Below are 2016 nucleotides of genomic sequence, written 5' to 3' on the forward strand. Positions count from 1 at the left end.
CCAATTGATAACAATAAATGAAAGGGCTTTGCTGATGAGCGTACCTAACCCTAACGATAAATATGGCATTCACAGTACTGACTACAGCGTTGGGCAGCACAATGTTCAACGCTGGGGTTTTGATATTCATAACCCGGTATTTGCTGTGAGTTCCGGGCTGATATTGTTATTTTTAGTAGCCACACTGCTAACTGATTCAGCGACCGCAAAAGCTGCATTAGATGGTCTTAAATGGGATATTATTGGTGCTTTCGATGGTTTGTTTATTTGGGCAGGCAATATTTTTGTGTTGTTCTGCCTGGCGCTTATTGTTTCTCCTTTCGGCAAGGTTCGCTTAGGAGGCAATGAGGCAAAAGCAGAGCATTCTACGCTAACATGGCTAGCGATGTTGTTTGCTGCAGGCATGGGCATCGGGCTGATGTTCTGGGGAGTAGCCGAACCTGTTTCCTATTATACCGGCTGGTACAAAACGCCTCTCAATGTGGCAGCAAACACGCCCGAAGCGGCGAGTATGGCCATGGGCGCGACGATGTATCACTGGGGAATTCACCCCTGGGCGATCTATGGCGTCGTTGCGCTTTCCTTAGCTTTTTTTACCTACAACAAAGGGCTTCCACTCTCTATTCGATCCGTTTTTTACCCGCTGCTAGGAGAGCGTACGTGGGGATGGCCTGGCCACATTATCGATATTCTTGCAGTACTTGCGACACTCTTTGGTCTAGCCACATCTTTAGGGCTAGGGGCGCAGCAAGCGGCGAGCGGTATTAATCACGTGTTTGGCACTGATGGCGGTATCGGCTTACAGATTTTAGTTATCGTGGGTGTGACTGCCTTAGCTATCATCTCGGTCGTTAGAGGCTTGGAAGGTGGTGTGAAGTTACTAAGTAACGTGAATATGGTGATCGCCTTTGTATTATTGATTTTTGTTGCAATGGTAGGCTTAGCTGTAGCGCTGGGGAATGTTCCCACTACGATTGGTGCGTACCTTGAGAATATAATACCGCTTAGTAATCCGCACAATCGAGATGACGAAGCCTGGTTTCAAGGTTGGACGGTGTTCTATTGGGCCTGGTGGATATCATGGTCGCCTTTTGTCGGAATGTTTATTGCGCGTATATCTAAAGGCAGAACTATCCGCGAATTCCTCTGTGCCGTGCTACTCGTGCCAACCGCAGTGACTGTAATATGGATGTCGGTCTATGGTGGTATTGCCATCGATCAAGTTGTGAACGGTGTCGGTGAGCTTGGAGCAAATGGTCTAACGGATGTCCCGCTTGCCATGTTTCAGATGTTCGATGAGCTGCCCATGAGTCAGCTTCTATCGATGATCGCTATTCTCCTTGTATTGGTATTCTTTATTACTTCTTCCGATTCAGGGTCTTTGGTCATTGATAGCATTACAGCAGGTGGCAAAATTGATGCGCCCGTACCCCAACGTATCTACTGGGCAACTATTGAAGGCGCAATCGCGGCTGCCTTGTTATGGATAGGAGGGACCGAAGCAATACAAGCGCTGCAAGCAGGTGCTATCTCTTCAGGGTTGCCATTTACCTTTGTGTTGCTTGCGATGTGCGTTAGTTTGTTGATGGGGCTCAGAACTGAGCCTAAGTATTACTCATAACACGATCACGTTTGCTTTGTTAAGGTTAGATTAAATACTTAATGAAGCAGACGTCCGCTTTTAGGGTAATAGTTTAGGCTAAGGATTGTTATCGTTTGTTTGTGCTTCTTCAGAGGGAGTCTGGGGTTTGTCTTTATTGTCGTCACTTAAATCTTGCAGAAGCTTGGCATAATCACTGGCAGTCTTACCGGTAATCACTTCAAGGCGACGAATTTTCTTGTCGAACTCATCTTTAACTTTTTTTAACTCGTTATGCAATTCAACAATGTCGTGTTCATTGTTATCGATATCGGACTTATACTTTTCGAGCTTTTTCAAGGTCGTCTCGAAAACCTTCAAGCCCTGTCGTTGGCGATTGGCTGCTTGTGCTTCTTCCTCAATAATGCCATTTTTAC

The 2016-nt window shown here is 46.1% G+C and carries 2 protein-coding genes; one reads left to right on the plus strand and one right to left on the minus strand.

Annotation, left to right across the window (positions count from 1 at the left end):
* The first annotated feature begins 34 nt into the window (after nt 1-34).
* The gene (locus tag A3761_RS13925; RefSeq protein WP_068553458.1) at nt 35-1621 is read left to right on the plus strand and encodes a BCCT family transporter; all 1587 of its coding nucleotides are present in this window, start codon (nt 35-37) and stop codon (nt 1619-1621) included.
* A 78-nt stretch (nt 1622-1699) separates the two neighbouring features.
* Here the strand turns inward: A3761_RS13925 and A3761_RS27730 are convergent.
* On the minus strand, nt 1700-2016 hold a 317-nt coding region (locus tag A3761_RS27730; protein WP_197473049.1), incomplete at its 5' end, for a hypothetical protein.

The sequence above is a fragment of the Oleiphilus sp. HI0123 genome (genome assembly GCF_001635315.1).

Bases quoted from the DNA above. Each gene is read 5' to 3' on its own strand.
- A3761_RS13925 (WP_068553458.1), top strand. From the start codon at position 35: ATGAGCGTACCTAACCCTAACGATAAATATGGCATTCACAGTACTGAC.